At 69.7% G+C, this 17,907-nt stretch carries 11 protein-coding genes; 6 read left to right on the top strand and 5 right to left on the bottom strand.

All coding sequences use genetic code 11. The annotated features are described in order from the left end of the window. Positions 1 to 25: 25 nt before the first annotated feature. The 6 genes from AC3WSN_RS18985 (at position 26) to AC3WSN_RS18960 (ending at position 11,360) form a co-directional block, all read left to right on the top strand. Positions 26 to 1,237, top strand: coding sequence for a putative DNA modification/repair radical SAM protein (locus AC3WSN_RS18985; RefSeq protein WP_492540004.1), 1,212 nt, complete (start codon positions 26 to 28; stop codon positions 1,235 to 1,237). Further along, positions 1,237 to 2,718 carry a UdgX family uracil-DNA binding protein gene (locus AC3WSN_RS18980; protein WP_492540002.1) on the top strand — a complete coding sequence of 494 codons (1,482 nt, stop codon included), beginning with the start codon at positions 1,237 to 1,239 and terminating at the stop codon, positions 2,716 to 2,718. The genes AC3WSN_RS18985 and AC3WSN_RS18980 overlap by 1 nt, the downstream gene beginning before the upstream one ends. Positions 2,719 to 2,931: 213 nt before the next feature. Beyond that, positions 2,932 to 6,090, top strand: coding sequence for a DNA polymerase I (polA, locus tag AC3WSN_RS18975; RefSeq protein WP_492540000.1), 3,159 nt, complete (start codon positions 2,932 to 2,934; stop codon positions 6,088 to 6,090). Positions 6,091 to 6,452: 362 nt separating this feature from the next. Further along, positions 6,453 to 8,540: a hybrid sensor histidine kinase/response regulator gene (locus AC3WSN_RS18970; protein WP_492539998.1), complete on the top strand. Its 2,088-nt coding sequence runs from the start codon at positions 6,453 to 6,455 to the stop codon at positions 8,538 to 8,540. A gap of 53 nt (positions 8,541 to 8,593) precedes the next feature. Further along, entirely contained in the window at positions 8,594 to 9,565 is a 972-nt protein-coding gene (locus AC3WSN_RS18965) for an NADPH:quinone oxidoreductase family protein (protein WP_492539996.1), read from the top strand. Between the two features lie 112 nt (positions 9,566 to 9,677). Next, complete coding sequence (locus tag AC3WSN_RS18960) at positions 9,678 to 11,360, top strand: methyl-accepting chemotaxis protein (protein ID WP_492543164.1); 1,683 nt, start codon at positions 9,678 to 9,680, stop codon at positions 11,358 to 11,360. 56 nt (positions 11,361 to 11,416) lie between these two features. Here AC3WSN_RS18960 and AC3WSN_RS18955 read toward each other — a convergent pair whose 3' ends face one another. From AC3WSN_RS18955 to AC3WSN_RS18935, 5 genes are all read right to left on the bottom strand, one after another. Further along, positions 11,417 to 12,430 (bottom strand): adenosine kinase, encoded by a 1,014-nt coding sequence (locus tag AC3WSN_RS18955; RefSeq protein WP_492539994.1) that lies wholly within the window; start codon positions 12,428 to 12,430, stop codon positions 11,417 to 11,419. A 52-nt stretch (positions 12,431 to 12,482) separates the two neighbouring features. Further along, on the bottom strand, positions 12,483 to 13,058 hold the full coding sequence (locus tag AC3WSN_RS18950) for a Uma2 family endonuclease (RefSeq protein WP_492539992.1): 576 nt from the start codon (positions 13,056 to 13,058) through the stop codon (positions 12,483 to 12,485). Between the two features lie 349 nt (positions 13,059 to 13,407). After that, complete coding sequence (locus tag AC3WSN_RS18945) at positions 13,408 to 14,817, bottom strand: MFS transporter (protein ID WP_492539990.1); 1,410 nt, start codon at positions 14,815 to 14,817, stop codon at positions 13,408 to 13,410. A 79-nt stretch (positions 14,818 to 14,896) separates the two neighbouring features. Then, a complete protein-coding gene (locus tag AC3WSN_RS18940) occupies positions 14,897 to 15,826 on the bottom strand; it encodes a glutaminase (protein WP_192709942.1) in 930 nt (309 codons plus the stop codon). Positions 15,827 to 16,130: 304 nt separating this feature from the next. Further along, positions 16,131 to 17,900: an ABC transporter ATP-binding protein gene (locus AC3WSN_RS18935; protein ID WP_192709943.1), complete on the bottom strand. Its 1,770-nt coding sequence runs from the start codon at positions 17,898 to 17,900 to the stop codon at positions 16,131 to 16,133. Positions 17,901 to 17,907: the final 7 nt, after the last annotated feature.

Below are 17,907 nucleotides of genomic sequence, written 5' to 3'. Positions count from 1 at the left end.
GACCGCGTCGTTCATTGTCTGTTCGATGGACGAGACCCTCGCCAAGAAGCTGCGCATCCTGGCCGATGCCGCGAAGTACGACGCCTCCTGCGCCTCGTCGGCCGCGCCGAAACGGGCCGCCGGCAAGGACGGTCTCGGCTCGACGACCGGGGCCGGGATCTGCCACGCCTACACGCCGGACGGTCGCTGCGTCTCGCTGCTCAAGATCCTGCTGACCAACTGGTGCCTGTTCGACTGCGCCTATTGCGTGAACCGGCGCTCCTCGAACGTCCGGCGGGCCAAGTTCACCGTGGAAGAGGTCGTGAACCTCACCCTGAACTTCTACCGACGCAACTACATCGAGGGCCTGTTCCTCTCCTCCGGCATCATCAAGTCGCCGGACCACACGATGGAGCTGCTGACCCGGGTGGCGAAGTCGCTCCGGCGCGATCACGGTTTCGCCGGCTACATCCACCTCAAATCGATCCCGGAGGCGAGTCCCTGGCTGATCGAGGAGGCGGGCCTCTACGCCGACCGGCTCTCGATCAACGTCGAGCTGCCCACCGAGGCGAGCCTGGAGCGCCTCGCCCCCGAGAAGGACGGCGCCGCGATTCAGGGGGCCATGGCGCAGATCGGCGAGCGGATCGTGCAGGCCAAGGCCGAGAAGCGCCGCTTCTCGCCGGCCGGGCACTCGACGCAGGTGATCGTCGGGGCGGATGCCACCACCGACGAGGCGCTGATCCGCAAGAGCGCGCTGCTCTACGGCAGCGTCGGCCTGAAGCGGGTCTACTACTCCGCCTTCAGCCCGATCCCGGACGGCTCGGCGATCCTGCCGCCGACGCCGCCGCCGCTCCAGCGCGAGCACCGGTTGTACCAGGCCGATTGGCTGCTGCGGTACTATGAATTCACCCCCGACGAAGTTGCCGACGCGTCGGAGGGCGGGATGCTCGCCCTCGACATCGACCCGAAGCTCGCCTGGGCGCTGAAGCACCGGGACAAGTTCCCGGTGGACGTGAACCGGGCCGACCGGGAGTGGCTGCTGCGGGTTCCGGGGCTCGGCGCGCGGGCGGTCGACAAGATCGTCAAGGCGCGCCGCCACGCGACCCTGCGCCTGGATGACGTCGCCCGGCTGACCTCGGGGCTGAAGCGGGCGCGGCCGTTTCTCGTCGCCGCGGACCACCGTCCGGTCGGGCTGACCGACCGGCTCGACCTGCGCGCGCGACTGGTCGAGCCGGCGCAGCAACTGAGTTTGTTTTGATGGGGGCCGGAAACGCGACCCTCCCTTCCCCCTCTGCGGGGGGAGGGGATGCGCACCGGCCACGCGCCATCACCTTACGCCCCGGCGCCGATCTCGACGGCTTCCGCAAAGCCGCCCGCAGACTCGTCGCGCAGGGCGTCCCGCCCGAGGCCGTGACGTGGTCGGTGTCGGACGCGCCCGGCCTGTTCGGTGCCGATGCGGATGATGCCCCCGCCGCGCCGCTTGCCCTGCCCAAACCCGTCGCCGCCCTGATCCCGCAGGTGATCCCCCACCGCGATCCGGAGCGCTACGGCCTGCTCTACGCGCTGATCTGGCGCGTCTGCCACGGCGAGCGGCACCTGATGGAGGTGGGCAGCGATCCACTGGTCTACCGCCTGCACCGGATGGCCAAGGCGATCGGGCGCGACCTCCACAAGATGCACGCCTTCCTGCGCTTCCGCCGGGCCGAGGACAGCGGCGGCGAGCATTACGTCGCGTGGTTCGAGCCGGATCACCACATCCTCGAGGCGGCGGCTCACTTCTTCGTCAACCGCTTCCGCGGCATGCGCTGGTCGATCCTGACCCCCGAAGGCTCGGCCCATTGGGATACCGAGACCCTGACCTTCGGGCCGCCTGGGGACCGGGCGCAGCTTCCAGAAGGCGACGGGTTCGAGGCCGGCTGGCAGACCTATTACGAGAGCACCTTCAACCCGGCCCGCACCAACCTGAAGGCCATGCGGGCGGAGATGCCCAAGAAGTACTGGCACAACATGCCCGAGACCGCCGCGATCCCCGCCCTGGTCCGGGCGGCGGCCGGGCGCACCGAAGCCATGATCGAGAGGGAGCCGACCATGCCCACACGCCGCGATCCCGTCCGCGCCGTCGCCGCCATGGCCGACCAGGATCCCAAGAGCCTCGACGAGCTGAACGCCATCATCCGCCGCACCGAGCCGCTGGTGCCGGGCGCCACCCAAGCGGTTCTGGGCGAGGGGCCGGTCGGCGCGACCGTCGCCTTCGTCGGCGAGCAGCCGGGCGATCAGGAGGATCGGCAGGGCCGCCCCTTCGTCGGGCCCGCGGGGCAACTGCTCTCCCGCGCCATGGCGGAGGCCGGGATCGACCGTGGGGCGAGCTACCTCACGAATGCGGTCAAGCACTTCAAATTCGAGGAGCGCGGCAAGCGCCGCATCCACCAGAAGCCGACGGCCGGCGAGGTCAGCCACTATCGCTGGTGGCTGGATCGGGAGCTCGAGTTCGTCGCTCCGAAGCTCGTGGTGGCGCTCGGCGCGACCGCCGTGCTGGCGCTGACTGGCAAGGCAATCCCGATCACCCGGGCGCGCGGGCCGTTCCGGTTCGACCGGCACGACAACCGCTTTCAGGGCTTCATCACGGTACACCCGTCCTACCTGCTGCGCCTGCCGGACGAGGCGAAGGAGGAGGCCTACGCGGCCTTCGTGGATGACCTGCGCCGGGTGGAGGCGCTGGGGCGCGAACTCGCCGCGTGAGCTTGAGCCGGCCGCTTGTTCGGCGGTGCTGATACGATGCGGACGCGGCCGCTCTCTATGCGGTGTCGATCGGCTGCCGGCACGACACGGGACGGGTGAGGCTGGACATCGTCTGGCTCACCGTCCACCACGAGTTGCCCGTTCTCGTCGCGGCCTGCCGCGCCGAGCCGGACCGCGCGCCCGACCCCTGATCGCCCCGAGCCGCCTGAGCCCATGACCGACGCGAAGCCCGACGCGAGCCCCGAGACCAAGCCTGTCGGCCCCGGTGATCAGGTGATCCTGGTCGATGGCTCGTCCTTCATCTTCCGGGCCTATTTCCAGTCGATCAACCAGGACCAGAAGTACAATTCGCGACCCTCCGACGGGCTGCCCACCGGCGCCGTGCGGCTGTTCTGCACGAAGATCGCCCAGTTCCTGCAGGAGGGCGCGGCCGGCACGATGCCGACCCATCTCGGCATCGTCTTCGACAAGTCCGAGGGCTCGTTCCGCAAGGAGATGTTCCCCGACTACAAGGGCCACCGCCCCGACGCGCCCGACGACCTCAAGCGCCAGATGCCGCTGATGCGCGACGCGGTGCGCGCCTTCGGCCTGCACGCGGTGGAGCTGGAGCGCTACGAGGCCGACGACCTCATCGCCACCTACACCCGCCAGGCCGAGGCGCGGGGCGCGGGCGTCATCATCGTCTCGTCTGACAAGGACCTGATGCAGCTCGTCGGGCCGCAGGTGCGGTTCTACGATTTCGAATCCGGCGCTAAGGGCAAGGCCGGCTACCGGCCCGAGCGCAACCTCGATGTCGAGGCGATCGTTGCCAAGTGGGAGGGCCTGCAGCCGAACCAGATCGGCGATGCTCTGGCGCTGATCGGCGACACCTCCGACAACGTGCCGGGCGTTCCCGGCATCGGCCTCAAGACCGCGGCGGCGCTGATCAAGGAGTTCGGCAGCCTCGAAGCCCTGCTGGAGCGGGCCGGCGAGATCAAGCAGCCCAAGCGCCGCGAGACCCTGCTGGCCAACGTCGATCAGGCCAAGCTCTCGCGCAAGCTCGTTGCGCTGATGGAGGACGTTCCCGTCCCGGTGGCGCTTGACGATCTCGGCGTGCCCAAGCCCGATCCGGAGAAGCTCGTCGGCTTCCTGAAGGCGATGGAGTTCAACACGCTCACCCGCCGCATCGCCCAGATGCTGCACGTCGACCCGGAGGCGGTGAAGCCCGATCCGCGGCTCCTGCCCGGGGCCCGTCCGCACGGCTACGGCAACGCGGCCGGCGGCAGCGACGCGGTGCCGTTCTTCGGCGATTCCGTGCCGCCGGACCCCGAGACCGCCGCGGCCGGGGCCGAGCACCCGCCGGGCGCCGCACCGCCGGAGGGTGGCGAGATCGACCCCTTCGCGGATCTCGACCTGCCGGACGCGCCGGCCAAGCCCCGGGCGCCTGTCGAAGCGACGCCGGGCAATGTGGTGGCGGCGCGCGCCGCCGAGGCGGTCGCGCCGTTCGACACCGCCGCCTACGAGACGGTGTCGTCCCTGGAGCAGCTCGACGCCTGGATCGCGGAAGGCCAGGAGGCCGGGGTGATCGCAGTCGATACCGAAACCGACGCCCTGGACGCCCACAAGGCCGGCCTCGTCGGCGTCTCGCTGGCGGTGGCGACCGGCAGGGCCTGCTACATCCCCCTGGCCCACGTGCAGGCCGCCAAGGTGCAGGCCGACGCCACCGACCTGTTCGGCGAGGGCGCTGCCGCCTCCGACGTCGCCGAGCCGGTGCCGGGCCAGATCCCGCTCAAGGAGGCGCTCAGTCGGCTGAAGCCGCTCCTTGAGAATCCGGGTGTCCTCAAGGTCGGCCAGAACCTGAAATACGACTGGGTCGTGCTGGCCCGCTACGGCATCGAGATTGCGCCCTTCGACGACACGATGCTGATCTCCTACGTGCTCGACGCCGGCAAGGGCGGGCACGGCATGGACGAACTGGCCCGCCGCCATCTCGGCCACCAGCCGATCACGTTCTCCGATGTCGCCGGCACCGGCCGCAACAAAGTGACCTTCGACCGGGTCGCGATCGACAAGGCCACCGCCTACGCGGCCGAGGACGCGGATGTCACCTTACGCCTGTGGCGGATGATGAAGCCGCGCCTCGTGGCCGAGCACCGGGTCGCGGTCTACGAGACCCTGGAGCGGCCGCTGCTGCCGGTGATCGCCCGGATGGAGCAGCGCGGCATCCGGGTCGACCGCGAGATGCTGAGCCGCCTCTCGGGCGATTTCTCGCAGATCCTCGTCCGCCTGGAGGAGGAGATCCAGGAGGATGCTGGGGAAAAATTCTCGGTGGGCTCACCGAAGCAGATCGGCGACATCCTCTTCGGCAAGATGGGCCTGCCGGGCGCCAAGAAGACGCCATCGGGCCAGTGGGCCACACCGGCCACGCTCCTCGAAGAACTGGCTCAGGCCGGGCACGCCTTGCCCAAGAAGATCCTGGAATACCGCCAGCTCTCGAAGCTGAAATCCACCTACACGGATTCGCTCCAGACCCATGCCGACCGCGAGACCGCGCGGGTCCACACCTCGTTCTCGCTGGCGGCGACCACCACGGGACGGTTGTCCTCGTCCGAGCCGAACCTGCAGAACATCCCGATCCGCACCGAGGAGGGTCGGCGGATCCGGCGCGCCTTCGTGGCCGCGCCCGGGAACCGGCTGATCTCGGCCGATTATTCGCAGATCGAGCTGCGGCTGCTGGCCCACATGGCCGACATCCCGGAGCTCCGGAAGGCGTTCGAGGACGGGATCGACATCCACGCGGCCACGGCCTCGGCGATGTTCGGCGTGCCGCTCAAGGAGATGACCCCCGACCTGCGGCGTCGGGCCAAGACCATCAACTTCGGCATCATCTACGGCATCTCGGCCTTCGGCCTCGCCGACCGGCTCGGCATCGGCCGCGAGGAGGCCTCGGCGTTCATCAAGCAGTATTTCGAGCAGTTCCCGGGCATCCGCGACTACATCGACACGACCAAGCGGAGCTGCCGCGACAAGGGCTACGTCACCACCCTGTTCGGCCGGGTCTGCCACTACCCGCAGATCCGCTCCAACAACCCGTCCGAGCGTGCCAGCGTCGAGCGGCAGGCGATCAACGCGCCGATCCAGGGCTCGGCCGCCGACATCATCCGGCGGGCGATGACACGGATGGAGGCGGCGCTCGCCGCCAAGAAGCTGAACGCCCGCATGCTGCTGCAGGTGCACGACGAACTGGTCTTCGAGGTCGCCGAGGATGAGGTCGACCGCACGATCCCGATCATCGCCTCGGTTATGGAGGAGGCGCCGGCGCCGGCCCTGACGCTGAAGGTGCCGCTTGTCGTAGAGGCCAAGGCGGCGGGGAACTGGCAGGAAGCGCATTGAGCCGGGCTGCCGCGCAGGTCGTGCCGGCGGCATGAGCAGCGCGGATCGGAGCTCGGTCCATCTCCGTCTTCGCGAGCGCAGCGAAGCGACCCAGGGCGGCGCGACGTCTGAGACCGTGGCGCTGACCGGATTGCTTCGCTGGGCTCGCAAGGACGGCAGTGCCTTGATCCGGGTTGTTTCGATGGCCCGTGAAGCGAAATCTGCGAGCGGGCCGGCGAAGGGGTGATCGGGACATCGGCGATGATGGCCGCTGCACGATCGCCACTCGGAAGTCCGGCCCGGCCGATCGGCCCGGCAGGCTTGGAGATGCCGCCAAAGACCGTCATACGCGGGGCGCCCATGATCTGCACCGCTCGCAGCCCTTGACCGATCCTCTCGCCTTCCTCGCCGGCGGCGGCGAAGCCGCGGGCATGATCCGCGCGCGCGACTGGTCCGGCCATCCCCTCGGCGCCCCGGAAACCTGGCCTGCGGAGTTCCGCGCGGCCCTGTCGCTCGTGCTCAACTCGCCGGAATCGATGATCCTCGCCTGGGGGCCGGATCTCCACTTCTTCTTCAACGATACGTATTTCCCGCTGCTCGGACCGCGCCTGCCCTGGGCCATGGGCGCGCGGTTCGACGAAGTCTGGGCAGATGCCTGGGCGCAGGCGAAGCCGATCATCGATGCCGCCATGGCGGGCCGTTCGGAGCGGTTCGTCGATCTGCCGTGGCAGCTCGATACCGACCGGGGCGCCCAGGAGACGTGGTGGACGTTCTCGTACTCGCGGGTCCTCGATGCCGAGGGCCGGGTCGCCGGGCTGTTCATCCTCACCAACGAGACCACCGGGCGGGTGCTCGCCGACGCCGCGCTCCAGGAGAGCCAGGCCGCGCTGGAGGCGGCCCTCGGGGAGCTGCACAAGCTCAACGGCACCCTGGCCCAGCAGGTCGAGGAGCGCACCGCCGACCGCAACGCCCTGTGGACGCTCTCGTCCGACATGATGCTGCGCTGCCGGTTCGACGGAACGATCACCGCGGTGAACCCGGCCTGGACCGAGGTGCTCGGCTGGCGCCCGGACGAACTGGTCGGGACGAGGCTGATCGATCTCGTGCATCCGGACGATCTTCCCCGCACGGTCGAGGGCGCGCGGCGGCTGTCGGCGGGCGAACGCCTCGCACGCTTCGACAATCGTTACCGCCACCGGGACGGCGGCTACCGCTGGATCAGCTGGGCGGCGCGGCCGGGCGATGGGGTGATCGCCGCGGTCGGCCGCGACTTCACCGCGGAGCGCGAGCAGGCCGACGCCCTGGCGGCCGCCGAGGAGGCCCTGCGGCAATCCCAGAAAATGGAGGCGGTCGGCCAGCTCACCGGCGGCCTCGCGCACGACTTCAACAACCTGCTCGCCGGCATCTCCGGCTCGCTGGAGCTCATCCAGACCCGGCTGGGCCAGGGCCGCGTCATGGACGTGGACCGCTACATCACGGCCGCCCAGGGGGCTTCTAAGCGGGCCGCCGCCCTGACCCACCGTCTTCTGGCCTTCTCGCGGCGCCAGACCCTCGATCCGAAGCCCACCGACGTGAACCGGCTGGTCGTCGGCATGGAGGACCTGATCCGGCGGACCGTCGGCCCTTCGGTGGTCGTCGAGGTTCTGGGTGCGGCGGGTCTCTGGCCGGCCCTGGTCGATCCGCCGCAGCTCGAGAACGCGCTGCTCAACCTCTGCATCAACGCCCGCGACGCGATGCCGGACGGTGGCCGCCTCGCCATCGAGACCAGCAACGCCTGGCTCGACGAGCGCGCCGCGCGCCGGCACGACATGGCGCCGGGCCAGTATCTCTCGCTCTGCGTGACCGATACCGGCACCGGCATGCCGCCGGAGATCGTCGGCAAGGTGTTCGAGCCGTTCTTCACCACCAAGCCGCTCGGCCAGGGCACAGGCCTCGGCCTCTCGATGATCTACGGCTTCGCCCAGCAATCCGGCGGGCAGGTGCGGATCTACTCGCAGGTCGGGCAGGGGACCACGGCCTGCCTCTACCTGCCGCGCCATCGCGGCGCGGTGGCGGAGGAGGATCCGCAGGCCGGGATCGAGGCGCCTCCGCGGGCCGCCCCGGGCGAGACCGTGCTGGTGGTCGACGACGAGCCGACCGTCCGCATGCTGGTCACCGAGGTGCTGGAGGATCTCGGCTACACGGCCATCGAGGCCGCCGACAGCGGCGCCGGCCTCAGGGTCCTGCAATCGGACGTGCGCATCGACCTGCTGGTCACCGATGTCGGGCTGCCGGGCGGCATGAACGGGCGCCAGATGGCGGAGGCCGGCCGGATCAAGCGCCCGGGGCTGAAGGTGCTGTTCATCACCGGCTACGCGGAAGCGGCGGTGTTCGGCAACGGCCCGCTCGATCCGGGCATGCAGGTGCTCACCAAGCCGTTCGTGGTGGAGGTGCTCGGCGCGCGCATCCGCGAGATGATCGGAACGGCTTGACCGCGCCGCCGGTTCGGGCCTGATCGGCGAAACTGCCGGGGAGGGGACACGCCATGCGGGCGCTGCTGTGCACGAGGCTCGACGGGCCGGAGCATCTGGAGATCGTCGAGCGTCCCGATCCGGTGCCCGGTCCCGGGCAGGCCCTGGTCCGGATCCGGCTGGCGGCGCTGAACTTTTTCGACACGCTGATCACGGCTGGGCGCTACCAGGTGAAGCCGCCGCTGCCGTTCTCCCCGGGCGGCGAGGGCGTCGGTGTGGTCGAGGCTCTGAGCGAGGGCGCCTCCGGCGTTGCGGTGGGGGACCGGGTGATCGTCCATGCCGGGCACGGCTGCTGCGCCGAACGGATCGCCGTCGATGCCGCCCGGCTCACGCCGGTGCCGGACGCGGTGCCGGACGAGCAGGCGGCCGGCCTCACCATCACCTACGGCACCTCGCTCCACGCCCTGGCGAACCGGGCGCGCCTACAGCCGGGCGAGTGGCTCGCGGTGCTCGGCGCCTCCGGGGGTGTGGGTCTCGCGGCGGTGGAGCTCGGTCGGCTGATGGGCGCCCGGGTCATCGCCTGCGCCTCCTCGGAGGAGAAGCTCGCGGTCGCCCGCACCCACGGCGCCGAGGCGACGCTGGTCTACGATCCTGCGACCCTCAAGGATGAGTTGCGCCGGATCAGCGGCGGCGGCGTCGACGTGATCTACGACGCGGTCGGCGACGCCTACGCGGAGCCCGCCCTGCGGGCGCTCGGCTGGCGCGGGCGCTACCTCGTCATCGGCTTCGCCGCCGGCGCCATCCCGCGGCTGCCGCTGAACCTGATGCTCCTCAAGGAACTCGACGTGCAGGGCGTCCACTGGGGCGCCTTCCTGGATCGCGACCCGGAGGCGCACCGGGCCGACCAGCGCCGGCTCCTCGGCTGGGTCGCCGAGGGCAAGCTCACCGCGCAGGTGCACGGCGTCTACCCGCTGGCGGAGTTCCCGGAGGCGTTCGGCCTGCTGACCCGCCGGGCCGCCATGGGCAAGGTGCTGCTGCGGCCCTGATCGACCGATTCCCGGATCGCCGGTTTGATCAGGTCAAAGCAACGGGACGTTCATGCTCAGTCGTGATGGTGTCGCCTTCCGATTCGCGGCATGCGGCTGAGGTGATGGTATGATGATCTGGAGCAGGAGCATCACATTTCGGCTGATTCTTATTTCGACTGTCGGTCTAATTATTCTTGCCGTGAACTCTGCGGTCAACATAGCGCAGATCAACTCAGTCAACAATTCCGCCCGGGAAATGCGCGACGTTTGGATGCGCAAGGACGACCAGCGTGCCGAGCTGCAGTTCCTGGCGCTCCGGTATCATACGACGACGATCCGCAAGGTCGTCGCGGTCGACGAGACCGAGAACCGCGATCTCGATTCCGAATTCACCGAGATGAATGCGTCGATCCCGGAGGCATTCGGGCGATATCGGGCCCTCGTCGGGTCTTCGCGCGAGCGGACGTTGTGGGAGGCGTGCGAGACGCGGTGGCAGGCCTACCTGGCGGCGCGGGAGCCGATCATCGCGGCCCTCAAGCGCGGTGATCGGGCCGGCGCGCGCGACGCCATCGCACCGGCGCGCCAGCCGCTGGTCGACGTGTTCGGCGCGCTGTCGGATCTCGCCAAGTTCAATGCCGAGGGCACCGAAGCCTCAACGATCCATGCCGAAGACGCCTACCGCACGGCCTGGATGGTCACGCTCGGCCTGCTCCTCGCCGGGCTGGCCGTGACGGGGGCGACGCTCTGGGACGTCCTACGCCACATCGCACGGCCGATCCGGAGCATGACCGCCGCCATGAGCCGACTGGCCGCGCAGGATCTCACCGTCGTGATCCCCGGCGCCGAGCGGCGCGACGAGATCGGCGCCATGGCGGCCTCGGTCCAGGTGTTCAAGGAGGGTCTGATCCGGGCTCGGGCATTGGAAGACGAGGCGGCCGGCGCCCGCGCCGAGGCTGAGGCACAGCGCAAATCCGGCCTGCGCCAGATGGCCGATGGCTTCGAAGGTGCGGTGGGCGGCATCATCGGCACCGTCGCGACGGCCATCGCGGCGCTGCACGACACGGCCTCCCGCATGACCGAGGCGGCGTCGGGTACCGCCGGGCGCTCCACCGATGTGGCGCGCGCGGCCGAGCTCGCCGCTGTCAACGTCAACACGGCGGCTTCCGCCGCGGAGGAGCTTGGCAGCTCCGTCCAGGAGATCGGCCGGCAGGTGTCGGGGTCTGCCGCGCTGACTCAGGCTGCCGTCGAGGAGGCCGAATCGACCGCCCAGCTCGTCCAGGACCTGAGCGGCGCGGCGGCGCGGATCGGCGACGTCGTGACGATGATCACCACCATCGCCGAGCAGACCAACCTCCTGGCGTTGAACGCGACGATCGAGGCGGCTCGGGCGGGCGACGCCGGCCGCGGCTTCGCGGTGGTCGCTGCCGAGGTGAAGGAGCTGGCCGGCCAGACCGCCCGGGCGACCGAAGAGATCTCCGGCCAGATCGGCCGGATCCAGGCCTCCACCGGCGACGCGGTCTCGGCGATCGGCCGGATCGGCGGCCGGATCCGCGAGATCAGCGCGGTTGCCACACGGATCGCCGCCGCGGTCGAAGAGCAGGGCGCCGCCACCCAGGAGATCGTCCGCAACGTCTCGCAGGCCGCACTGGGCGCCGGCGAGGTGACCACCACGATCACCGAGGTGGCGGGGGCGGCGAACGAGACCGGGGCCGCAGCCGAGCAGGTTCTCGCCTCGGTCGCCGAGCTGGCGCTCCACGCCGAGCATCTCAGCGGCGAGGTGACCCGGTTCCTCGCGACGGTCCGGGCCGCCTGAGACCGGTCGGGCGGCTGGAACGCCGCCCGACCGGTCTCAGGGCTGTGCCGAGCGGGTCAGAGAAGCCCGCGCGCCTTCGCCAAGCCGACCAGGTCCGCCTGCGGACGGGCGCCGATATGCTGGATCACCTCGGCGGCCGCGAGCGTGCCGAGCCGAGCGCTGGTGACGTAGTCGAGGCCGCGGGCGTGGCCGGCCAGGAAGCCGGCCGCGAACAGATCGCCCGCGCCGGTCGTGTCGACCACTTCGTGCACCGGGCTCGCCTCGACCGAACGGACCTCGCCGCCCTGCACGACAAGCGCACCATCCGAAGAGCGCGTGACGAGGCCGAGGAGGTGGCGGCCGCGGGCATTGCGCTCGTCCCTGAGCGCCGCCACGGCGGCCTCGGGATCGTCGGTCTGATAGAGGCTCTGCAACTCGCCGATATTGGCAAACAGGATGTCGACGCTGCCATCCCGCACGAGCTCCAGGAACTCGTCACGGTAGCGGCCGACGCAGAACGCGTCCGACAGGGTCAGTGCGACGGCATTTCCGGATGCGTGGGCGATCTGAGCGGCCTTGCGGAACGCGTCCTTGGCGGCCGGCGGGTCCCAGAGATAGCCTTCGAGGTAGACGACGCGGGCGGAGCTCACGAGCGCCTTGTCGACATCGTCGGGCGTCAGGCCCTGGCAGGCGCCCAGGTAGGTGTTCATCGTGCGCTCGCCGTCCGGGGTGACGAGGACGAAGCAGCGGGCGGTCGCCGGCCCCTCGCTCGCCGCCGGGACGGTGAAGCCGACGCCGGTCGCCTTGAGGTCGTGGCTGAAAAGGCCGCCGAGCTCGTCGTCCCGGACCTTGCCGACGAAGCCAGTCTTGGTCCCCAGAAGCGCTGCGCCGACCGCGGTGTTCGCGCCCGAGCCGCCCGAGACGATCGTGGCCGGCCCCATCGCCTGGAACAGCGCCTCGGCCCGCCCCTCGTCGATGAGCTGCATGGCGCCTTTGGTGACGCCCTGCGTGGACAGGAAGGCGTCGTCCGTGCGGGCGATCACATCGACGATGGCGTTGCCGAGCACGAGGAGATCGAGGGGTGCGGTCATACGGGCGTCCTGATTCGCGTTCGCGCGGCTGTGGCATCCGTGCAGGTTCGGATCAAGCGTCGTCGGAGGCTGGCGGGAGATCGGCGAACAGGTCCGGCACGGGTAGGCTCAGGCCGGGCGGGGTTAGGTCAAGCGTGCCGGCTATCGCAATACGCGTCTCGATCAGGCCGCCTTCGGCGCGTTGGTGATGGATGACGAGGCGCTTCACCGGATCCACGATCAGATAGTGCATCACGCTCGCGAGGCTGAAGTAGCGGGCGAGCTTGAGACCCGAATCGACGGCACGTGTGCTCGGCGACTGTACCTCGACGACGATGATAGGATTGGTGATCTCGGTCGCATCGGGATGGGCACGCGCGCCGCAATAGACGAGAGCGTCGGGCTCGAAAACGGTATCCGCACCGATGCGGACACTGATACCGTCCGGCAGTGCGAAGCAGGCACGTTGCGCCTGATTCAGCGCTGATCGGAGAGCCAGATAAGCTGCGGCTTTGACCTCGGCATGCCGGACCCGCTCCGGCGACATCGCGAACACCTCGCCGTCGACCAACTCGAAGCGTCCGGGCCGATCCTCGGCCCAGGCCAGGAATTCGTCGACGTTCATCCGCAGCTTAGGCTGTGCGACCATGACTCCCAGCGTAGCACAGGTCCTAGGTGCTGAGAGCCGGCCCGAGGTCTAGACGGTGCCGGTATTTGCGCAGGATCCCTCGAGCAAAGCGCGATCCGGTGCAGCGATGGAACCTGCCCGGCCGCGTCTTCTTCACCTGCGGAGCCTGCCATAGCCCGGCCTATGCTCGGCTCTGGGTGGCCCGGCTGGCCGGCCGAACTGATCCCGCTTCCGCCGATGTCCTGATCGCGATGAAGCGCTCTCGGCAATCGAGCACCTCCGACTTCGGGAGCCCGGCCAAGTCCTGCACGGCGCGCTGCCCCGGGCGCGCCGCGACCGCCTCGTTCCGCCGCCGAGCCCGAGAGGAGCCTCACCCGGCAATCTTCTCCAGGGCCACATCCCGCGTCCGCGGGCCGAGGAGGCCGACGAGCAGGCCTGCCGCCAGCATCGCCGCCGAGATGAACAGGAACACCCCCGGCGTGCCGGTCTCGCGCAGCACGAACGCGATGATGAAGCCCGTGAAGATCGCCGAGAAGCGGCTCCAGGAATAGACGAAGCCGACCGCCCGGGCGCGGATGCCGGTCGGGAACAGCTCGGCCTGATAGGCATGGAAGCTGTAGGACATCACGTTGGAGGCGAGCGTCAGCCCGATCCCCAGCACGACGATAGCGGTGACGTCGCGCGTCTGCGCGAAGGTCAGCCCGCAGGCGATGTAGACGAGGGCGGCGGCCACGATGACGTGCTTGCGCTCGAACCGGTCGGCGATGGCCAGGCCGATCAGCGGCCCGATCGGGGCGGCGAGCGCGATCAGCGCCGTGTAGGCGAGGCTCGACGTCACGGTGATGCCCTGCGCGACCAGCAAGGTCGGCACCCAGTTGGCGAAGCCGTAGAAGCCCACGGTCTGGAACACGTTGAACCCGGCCATCATCAGCGCCCGGCGCCGATAGGGTTGGACCCACAGGTCGCGGAACGCGCCGCGCGGCGAGACCGGCTCTGGCGCGGAGGGGGCCGGCAGCGGCCGACCGTGTTCGGCCGCGATGCGCGCTTCCAGCTGCTTCAGGACCGCGTCGGCCTCCGCGAGCCGCCCGTGCTCGACCAGCCAGCGCGGGCTCTCCGGCAGGCCCGCGCGCATCCACCAGACCACGATGGCGGCAGAGGCGCCGATCAGCACCACCCAGCGCCAGCCGTCGATCCCCAGCGGCGCGAGAGGGATCAGCAGGTAGGACAGGAACGCCACCACCGGCACTGCGGTGAAGCCGATGCCCTGGCACAGGGCGAAGGCGCGGCCGCGGATCGCCTTCGGCACCAGTTCCGAGAGGTAGCTGCCGATCGTCACCATCTCCAGCCCGAGCCCGATCCCCGCGATGAGTCGCCAGAGGTTGAGGCCGAAGGCGTCGGTCTGGCAGGCCATCACCACGTTGGCCGCCGTGTAGGCGAGGAGCGACCACGTGAAGATCGTCCGGCGTCCGAAGCGGTCGGCGAGCCAGCCGCACGCGAGCGTGCCGATGAACAGGCCGGTGAACAGGGCGGCCACGAAGCTCGCGACGCCGCTGGCGCCGAACAGGCCGGGTGTCGTCGGGGTCAGGATCCCGGCCTTGACGAGGCCCGGGGCCACGTAGCCGGTGAACAGCAGGTCGTAGAGCTCGAAGAAGAAGCCGAGGCCGAGCAGGGCCACGAGCTGCCAGACCGTGCGGGTGGCCGGCAGGCGGTCGAGACGCGCCAGGATGGCGCTGGCATCCGGAACCTCAGCGGTAGCCCGGACCGCCATACGCGTCGCCATGCTTCTAAATCCTGTTCACGCCGCTGCGGCGCCCGGCCGGCGCAGTGCCGCGGAAGCGAGCGCCGCGCAAGGGATCCGCTCACGCCCCGAAGACCGACCAGCCCATGCGCTGCGTCAGCCGCTCCAGTGCGATCCGACCGAGATGGGAATTGCCCGCCGCGTCGAGTCCTGGCGACCAGACCGCGATGGAGGCCTTGCCGGGCGCGATCGCCAGGATGCTGCCGCCGACCCCGCTCTTGCCCGGCAGGCCCACGCGATAGGCGAACTCGCCCGACCCGTCGTAATGACCGCAGGTCAGCATGATCGCGTTGATGCGGCGCGCCCGCTCCGCCGAGACCACCGAGTGGCCGGTCGACGGGTTGATGCCGTTATGAGCGAGGAACCGGCCCGCCATGGCGAGCTGGCGGCAGTTCATCGCGATGGCGCAGTGGTGGAAGTAGACGCCGAGGGTGAAGTCCACCGGATTGTCGATGACGCCGAACGATTTCATGTAGTTGGCGAGCGCGGTGTTGCGGAAGCCCGTGCGCTTCTCTGAGGCCGCCACGGTCTCGTCGATGGCGATGCTCGAATCCTGGGCCAGGAACTGCAGGAAACGCAGGATCTCGCCGAGCGCCTCGCGCGGCGCGTGTCCCGAGAGGATTACGTCGGTGACCGCGATCGCGCCGGCGTTGATGAACGGGTTGCGCGGCACCCCGCGCTCGCGCTCCAGCTGGACGATGGAGTTGAACGGGTTGCCCGAGGGTTCGCGGCCGACGCGCTTCCACAGCCGGTCGCCGACCATGCCGAGCGCCAGGGTGAGGGTGAACACCTTCGAGACGCTCTGGATCGAGAACGGCGTCTCGCTGTCGCCGCCCGCGAAGACGCGACCCTCGGCGTCGATCACCGCCATGCCGAACTGGTTCGGGTCGATCCGGGCGAGTTCGGGGATGTAGTCGGCGACGGCGCCCCGGTCAGGGCGCAGAGCCATCTCCTCGGAGATGTCCCGGATGACGAGGGCAAGATCGGGCACGGTGAAGCTCACGCGTCGCGATGCGTCGGAACCGGGCCGGTTGGCGACGTCTCGGGCGATGCAAGGTCCGGTCCGGCCGCCGCGTGATCTAGCAGCGCGGACCAGAACTGAGAACCGGAGCGGCCGAGTTTATGCGATGATCAGCCGGCGAGCGTCGGCCGCCGGGCCGTCACCTGATCCGCACCGTCATCGCGCGCGCAGCGAAGCGACCCAGAGCGGCGCGACCTCGGCAAGCGTGGCGCAACGGGATTGCTTCGCGACGCTCGCACAGACGGCTGCGGTGAGTCCGCTCGACGAACCGGATTCACGCGGCGGCGAGCGCCGTGCCCATGGATTCCTTCTTCATCAGCTCCCGGAAGAAGCCGTCGAGATGGGTCAGCTTGTCGGGCGACCCGTCCTGGGCGATGCGGCCGCCCTCCAGCACGACGATGCGGTCGAAATCCTGCAGCGTCGACAGCCGGTGGGCGATGGCGATGACGGTCCGGCCCTTCATGAGATTGGCCAAAGCGTGCCGGATCGCCTGTTCCGACTCGGCGTCCAGCGCCGAGGTCGCCTCGTCGAGGAGCAGGATCGGCGAGTTCTTGAGGATGGCCCGCGCGATGGCGATGCGCTGGCGCTGGCCGCCCGAGAGCTTGACGCCGCGGTCGCCGACCATCGTGTCGAACCCTTCCGGCAGGGCCTGGATGAAGTCGGTGCAGTGGGCGGCTTCGGCGGCCTGCCAGACCTCCTCGTCGGTGGCGTCGGGCCGGCCGTAGCGGATGTTCTCGCGCAAGGAGCGGTGGAACATCGACACGTCCTGCGGGACCACCGTGATCGCCTCGCGCAGGGATTCCTGCGTCACCCGGTCGATGTCCTGGCCGTTGATCCGGATCGACCCGCTCTGCACGTCGTAGAAGCGCTGGATCAGCGAGAACAGGGTCGACTTGCCGCCGCCCGACTTGCCGACGAGGCCGACGCGCTGGCCCGGCTCGATCACGAGGTCGAAATCCGTGAAGACCGGGCGCCCGTCCGGGTAGCTGAAGGCGACGTGCTCGAAGGCGATCTGCGCGCCCTGGCCGGTGAGGGGCTTCGCCTCCGGATGGTCCACGAGGTCGTGGGGCTGGAGCAGGGTGTGGAGCGCCTCGGACAGGCGGGCCGTGTGCTGCGTGGCGTCGACCAGCGCGACTGCGAGGTCGCGGGTGGCGGCGAGGATCCGGATGCCGAGGGTGCAGACCAGAACGACCTGACCGTTGGTCGCCTGGCCGGCTTCCCACATCTGGATCGCCCAGTAGAGCAGGCCGAACACGGCGAGCACGGTGAGCACCGCGTGCACGATGCGCAGCTTCTCGAGGTAGAGCAGTGACGACCGGCGAGCCCGCATTTCGGTGGCGATCGTGCCCTCGAAACGCTGGCCCTCGCGCTTGAACGCCGAGAAGGCGCGCACCAGCGACATGTTGCCGACGAGATCGACCATCTCGCCGTCGACGGAGGCCGCCTTGGCGGCGAAGTCGTGGTGCAGCGGCTTGCCGGCGGACGCCATCTTGAACATCAGCACGACGACCGCGGCGAACACGCTGGCCAGGATCGCCGCCATCGTGGTGTTGACGGTGGCGATGTAGGCGATCGAACCGAAGGCCGCGACCGTCGGCGGCATCACGTTAAACACGAACATGTTCTCGACCGTGAAGATCGCGTTCGAGGTCGCCGTGATGCGCGACGCCAGGGTGCCCGGCTGGCGGTCCGAGAAGAAGGTCGGGGAATGGCCGGTCAGGTGCCGGAACAGGTCACGCCGGATGTCGCCGGTGATGCCCACGAAGGTGAAGGCGCCGGTCAGGGCCGCCACGCGCCAGAGCATGTTGTCGGCGGCGATGAAGCCGATCAGGACCGCGAGAGCGCTCCAGACCACGGTGTTGCCCGGGCCGGGTCCCTTCGTCAGCGCGTCGACCACGCCCTTGAGGGCGTAGTCGGTCGAGACCGAGAAGCCGACGGCGCCGAGCACGGAGATCAGGATGACCAAGTGCGGCAGCCAGCGCCGGCGGAGATACCGCCCGACGAAGGCGAAGGGCCTGTCGGCGTATCGGTGCAGCTCTTCCATCGCGGTG

Source organism: Methylobacterium sp. FW102-HT35C08 (assembly GCF_058790235.1).
This window is presented reverse-complemented; position numbering and strand designations above follow the sequence as displayed.